Raw genomic sequence first — 5,629 nt, 5'->3', positions numbered from 1 at the left:
TTTTGCTCGTCTTTACCTTCTGAAAAGGTATATTTTGTACGTATAAAAACTTGGTTTGCCCATGAATTTCCAATTTTGATGGTTTTATCAAAAAAGAATGCCGGACCTGCATTTCGCATCCATTGCGTATAAGCCCGGATCCTGTAATTTCCTTCCGTTAAAGAATCTGTTAGTTTAAAATCTCCCCAGGTAAAACCATTAATAATAGGAAGTTGAATTTGTTTCTTTATAGAATCATCTTCATTGATCAGTTCTACATATAAAATATTGCTGATGTTTGTGGGGGAAGAGTTTAAAGAATTAATCACATAGGCTTTGAACCAAATATCGTCACCAATAGCGTAATAAGGCTTATCCAAATGAAGATGTACCTTTTCCTGGGGATGTTTTTGATGGTAATCCTCCAATTTTTTCAGAAGTATGGAAAATGAATCATCATCGTTCTTAAAGCCAGCAAAGCAACAACAGCTTATTAGAACCAATATGTGAAAAATCAATTTTTTTCTCATAAATATGAGGGGTTAAACAGATTAATTTACTTCATAAGTATATACAGTTCTTGCCAGTTGGCCTACACGGTTCATGCCTTCGGTAACCACCCGGTAGGTGCCGCTCTGATCGGTATTGAAATAACCAACCTTGGCTGTTCCTGAGGTACTGGTAATAATTTGCGGATTCCAGTATACTGTTGTTCTCAGGTCAGGCTGGCCGCCGGATTCCGGAGTATATCGTGGAGAATAAAATTGTCTTGGTGTGTAATATCCCTTTTGCGTGTAAACCATAATGCCCGGGGTGTAAACAGAACCGTAATTTCCACCGCCACGTTTAGTCGTGATCACCAAGATACCTCCACCACCATTCATTCCGTAGATGGCTGTATTTCCAATACTTTTGAGTACTTCTATGGTTTCTACTTCCTGAGGCACAATATTATCCAGAAAATCTGCATCCATATTCATTCCGTCAAGGACGATCCGCATAGGGGTGTTTCCGTTTCTCATCAGATAGGCCTTTCCATCGCGTATCATCAGACCGGCTACCCGACCCTGTAGACATTGAGACAGGGTTGTGCAAGTGCCTAATTGATCTGCGGTGATGATGGCATCTGCATGACCGGCTCCATTTAGATTGGCGGAGTTTGGAGCTTTGTTCTTTTTTTCTACGATATTGACCTCGTTCAGCATGATGGTGCGCTGTAAAAGTCCCCGTTTGGTCAGTTCATCAAAATAGTTCTCGCTTTTAGTGATATAAGAGGAAATAGCCTCGTTGATGTTCACCTCTATATCTCCGGTATTTTTGTTTTTGGTGACTACTTGTCTTGGCACAAGATCCAGTTTGATCTCTACATTCTTTTTGTTTTTTGCGTTTCTGCCCTGAACAACAAACTTTGTGCTGTCACTGAACAGGAGTTTGTCAAAATTGAATCGGCCATTGGCATCTGTTAAGGTATCGATCATAAATAGTCCCCCTGAAGAAGAAAACAAAGAAACTTTCCCCTTTTCTATGGGTTTGCCTCCCAGGGTGGTGAGTGTACCACTAATGGCAAGGGACTTTTCTGCTTTATAAGTTACCGGAGGATTGGTATTGCCTGTGAAGGTTTTCCATGAAAATCTCCGCCATCCTTGTGTGAGCATTAAATTATCCAGATCACTTTGTGCAACAGGATCTTTATGGAGGAAGTAATAATTTGGTTTCTCTACATAGCCCGCCAGATCGGAGGTTAGTAGAAAAGTAGTGAAAATATTGCTTTCGTTATCCTCGTCTGGTTGAACAATGGATGTATTGGTTACAGACATCGAAAAAATGCCTTGTACAGGCTTGTTATCTGTGGTAGAAGTCAGGGTAAGCTGTACAGAATCTCTTTTATTGTAGGTTTTCCGGTCGCTCTGTACCTGAAGGTTAGTCAGATCGGCCTGGTTCTGTACAAATGTTAACCTTTCGCAAACAGGTTTGTTATCCGGGCCAAATAGTGTGAGCTGAAGAATTCCCATAGGGAGATCTTTTTTAGGAATGTTAATGATGACCAGCTGTTTCTCTGTTTTTGTGGTAAAGACAGAAAATACATTGCCGTTGTTCTGCGCGAGCAATTTTAGTTCGCCTTTGCCCAGCACATTACTGCTCAGATAGATTTTGACACTAATTTTGGAGGTATCCAGATTGTTTACTGACAATACATATCCATCGGGTAGGGCTTGGGGCAATTTGATCTTCTGATCAGAACCATCTTCGAACTTAACGATCGCGGTGTAGGTCTTTCCTGGTTGCGGATTGAGGATGACATTACCCATACCCAGGTGTGTGGTGTTAAATTTGGTGATTTCAGTACCTTCATTATCAACAATGCTTCCGGTAATGTCTTTACCCAGACCAGCGTTGTTTATCGCTTTGATACCTAGTTTGGAAGGAATATTTTCTACAAGATTTCCACCTTCCGGAAAGAATTGTACATCTATGGCATTGGAAGTTGCTGTAATAGGAATAAGTTTTACTACTTTCTTTTTTCCTGGCAATTCAATTGTAGCGGTGATTTTGCCGGAAGATTTCAGTTCTGGTTTGTTGTTCAGAAAATCGAAGTTGATTTCTCCATTGCTATTGGTAAGTGCTTTTCCTTTACTAATGTTCTTATTGTCTATCTGTACCACGTAGTTTACCTCATTACCACTATAAGCTTTTCCAGTTTTATCTGTAAATGTGAGCTGTGTATTGACCTTCTCTGCATTTTTTTCTTCTGAGAAGGAATATTTTGTACGGGTAAAAACTTTATTTGCCCAGGAATTTCCAATTTTCAGGGTTTTATCGAAAAAGAATTCCGGACCAGCGTTCCGCATCCATTGCGTATAGGCTCTTATCCTATAGTTGCCTTCGGGAAGAGAATCGGTCAGTTTAAAATCTCCCCAGGTAAAACCGCCAATCACAGGAAGCTTAATCTGTTTTTTGACAGAGTCTGCTTCATTGATCAGCTCAACATATAATATATTGCTGATTTCGCTGGGTTGAGATGTCGTGGCATTAATGATATAGGCCTTGAACCAAATATCGTCGCCAATGGCATAATAGGGTTTATCCAGGTGAAGGTGGACTTTTTCCTGGGGATTATCCTGGTTATAGACTTCCAGTTTTTTAATCAGGGCCGAAAACGGATCGTCATCGATTTTAAAAGCCACAAAACAAAAGAGGCCGAAAAGTACAAAGAGCGTTAGAACTAATTTTTTTTTCATCAGAATATAATTTTATTTTAATGGTGATGAAGCTATCATGTGTTACCAGATTCTATTCATATCGGTTTGTGTATTTCTGCACATGAGGGTTTCATTAGAATGTAATTAGTAAAGTTTTTTTCGAGGTTTTTCTGTTTTTAATTGCTCTTAAACGGGCTTAAATCGTATTTGCTTGGCGGCTGCATAAATTAAGAGTAATAAAAATAAAGCCTCAATATACGAGTATTGAGGCTTTATTGCAAAATATGAAAGGAAGGTTAAAAATGGATCAGAACTTGTTCTGCCACATCATACTTTCTACTGGTTTGGTTGTCTTGTTGCTGTATTTGGCGTTGTCTTTTGTATTGTACATGGTTTTAATATCGCCTTCTACAACAAAATAAATCAGCTGGCCAATTGGCATACCTGCGTAAATTCTTACGGGCTGTGCGCAGGAAATTTCCAGGGTCCAGGTATTGCAAAAGCCGACATCGCCTTTGCCTGCAGTAGCATGGATGTCGATACCCAGGCGTCCGGTGCTTGACTTGCCTTCTAAAAAGGGAACATGTGCGTGTGTTTCTGTGTATTCCAGCGTTACACCAAGATAGAGTGTGCCAGGTTGTAAAACATAGCCATCTTTAGGAATTTCAAAATGCTCTATGGTATTGTGTTTTTTTGCATCGAGTACTCTGTCTTTATAGGTGGCCAGATATTTGCCTAAATGCACATCATATGAGTTTGTGCCTAAGCATTCGGGTTTAAAAGGCTCGATAATAATGGTGCCCTTATCTATTTCTTCTAGAATACGTTTGTCGGAAAGTATCATTTATTAAGTATTTGGGCTAAATTATGATTAATTTAAGATACTTTTACCATTGATTTCCTAAAATAGAGATGCCAATCGTTTTTAATAAGAATATTGATGATCAAACCATGCTTTCTGTGTGGAAGATAGAAGAGTCTGAAGAACAACTCATTGCGGGTTTACAGCTGAAACAGCATGAACTTGATTTTATTTCTTCTCTGAGCAATGGTAAACGTTTGCTGCATTGGTTGAGTACACGTTTATTGCTGAGAACCATGTTGCAAACTACCGAATATATAGATTGCAGAATGGATGATCATGGTAAACCTTATCTGGTTAATATAGACTATGAAATTTCCCTGAGTCATTCTTTTGATTATGCTGCAGTAATGATCAGCAGAAATAAGAAAGTGGGTGTGGATATTGAGCTGATCAAAGATAAGATCCATAAGATTGAGCAGAAATTCCTTTCTGTGGAAGAACTGGAGCAAAATGATCTGAACCGGAGTACCGAGGGCTTATATGTTTGCTGGTGTGTAAAGGAGGCTATTTATAAATGGAATGGAAGAAAAGGTCTGGAGCTAAAAAAGGACATGTATATTGAATCTTTTCCTTTACAGGAAGAAGGGCAGCTGAGGGCTTTTGTTAGTTTAGCTGATGAGCGAAAGGAGTTAACTGCTCATTATTTTAAGGTAGAGGATAGTTATATGTTAGGTTATGTAATGGCTTAATCATTTCTGTTATGAATAAAAATGTAAGATATATAGACTGGGGCCTAATTGATTATCAACAGGCCTGGGACCAGCAGGAGGAGATTTTTAATCAGACGGTAGCTCTTAAAACGGCGAACCGAACCAATCATACGGAAATAGAAACCCCAAATGTGCTGATCTTTTGTGAGCATCCTCATGTATATACATTAGGAAAAAGTGGTTTGCCGGAGAATTTACTGTTGGATGAAAAGGGTTTGGAGGAAAAACGGGCTACTTATTATAAAATAAACAGGGGCGGTGATATTACTTATCATGGTCCGGGCCAGATTGTGGGGTATCCTATTCTTGACCTGGATAATTTCTTTACTGATATTCATTTATATCTGCGTACTCTCGAAGAGGCGGTGATCCTAACTTTAAATGATTATGGTGTTGAAGCGGGGCGATATCCCGGTTATACGGGGGTTTGGCTGGATGCGGATAATGAAAAGGCCAGAAAGATCTGTGCTTTGGGGGTAAGGTGCAGCCGCTGGGTGACTATGCATGGTTTTGCTTTTAATGTGAACACGGATCTGGACTATTTTAAAAACATTGTTCCTTGTGGAATAGATGATAAGGATGTGACTTCGCTGAAGCGTGAACTTGGGCGTGAACTGGATATGGAAGAAGTTAAGGCTATTCTAAGAGGCCATATTGCGGATCTGTTCTCCATGAAACTGGATGTTTAGTTTTATCTGTCTGGATTAATTTCCTTTCCTTCGTTTTTGAGGGGGGGGATATCATTGGAATTTTTAGGACACCTGCTTCCAGGCTGCGCGATATCAGGCGGCTGAAGAAGCCGCAGATCTCTAAGGCCTTCCAGCAGGTATCCTAAAAATTCCTTAGCATATTGGCTAGGGAGGGTGCTAACCGGG

General features: G+C 39.8%; 5 protein-coding genes and 1 pseudogene. 2 read left to right on the top strand and 4 right to left on the bottom strand.

Translation table 11 applies throughout. From position 1 onward, the window contains the following. The 3 genes and pseudogenes from VNZ46_RS23840 to dcd form a co-directional block, all read right to left on the bottom strand. Window positions 1-509: pseudogene (locus tag VNZ46_RS23840) on the bottom strand (TonB-dependent receptor); the annotation flags it as partial. A gap of 21 nt (window positions 510-530) precedes the next feature. Then, window positions 531-3,218 (bottom strand): TonB-dependent receptor plug domain-containing protein, encoded by a 2,688-nt coding sequence (locus VNZ46_RS23835; RefSeq protein ID WP_325563295.1) that lies wholly within the window; start codon window positions 3,216-3,218, stop codon window positions 531-533. Window positions 3,219-3,486: 268 nt separating this feature from the next. Continuing rightward, window positions 3,487-4,023 carry a dCTP deaminase gene (gene dcd, locus VNZ46_RS23830; RefSeq protein WP_133783630.1) on the bottom strand — a complete coding sequence of 179 codons (537 nt, stop codon included), beginning with the start codon at window positions 4,021-4,023 and terminating at the stop codon, window positions 3,487-3,489. A gap of 68 nt (window positions 4,024-4,091) precedes the next feature. On the opposite strand from dcd, the gene VNZ46_RS23825 reads away from it, so the two are divergent. Both VNZ46_RS23825 and lipB read left to right on the top strand, forming a co-directional pair. Next, on the top strand, window positions 4,092-4,733 hold the full coding sequence (locus VNZ46_RS23825; protein ID WP_325563293.1) for a 4'-phosphopantetheinyl transferase family protein: 642 nt from the start codon (window positions 4,092-4,094) through the stop codon (window positions 4,731-4,733). An 11-nt stretch (window positions 4,734-4,744) separates the two neighbouring features. After that, window positions 4,745-5,443 carry a lipoyl(octanoyl) transferase LipB gene (gene lipB, locus VNZ46_RS23820; RefSeq protein ID WP_325563291.1) on the top strand — a complete coding sequence of 233 codons (699 nt, stop codon included), beginning with the start codon at window positions 4,745-4,747 and terminating at the stop codon, window positions 5,441-5,443. Window positions 5,444-5,445: 2 nt separating this feature from the next. Here the strand turns inward: lipB and VNZ46_RS23815 are convergent. Further along, the coding region (locus VNZ46_RS23815; RefSeq protein ID WP_325563289.1) for a hypothetical protein at window positions 5,446-5,629 on the bottom strand (184 nt) is incomplete at its 5' end.

It is taken from the genome of Pedobacter sp. (assembly GCF_035566355.1).
Lineage (GTDB): Bacteria > Bacteroidota > Bacteroidia > Sphingobacteriales > Sphingobacteriaceae > Pedobacter.
Note: the sequence above shows the minus strand (reverse complement) of the source record. Positions and strands in the feature narration are given on the sequence as shown.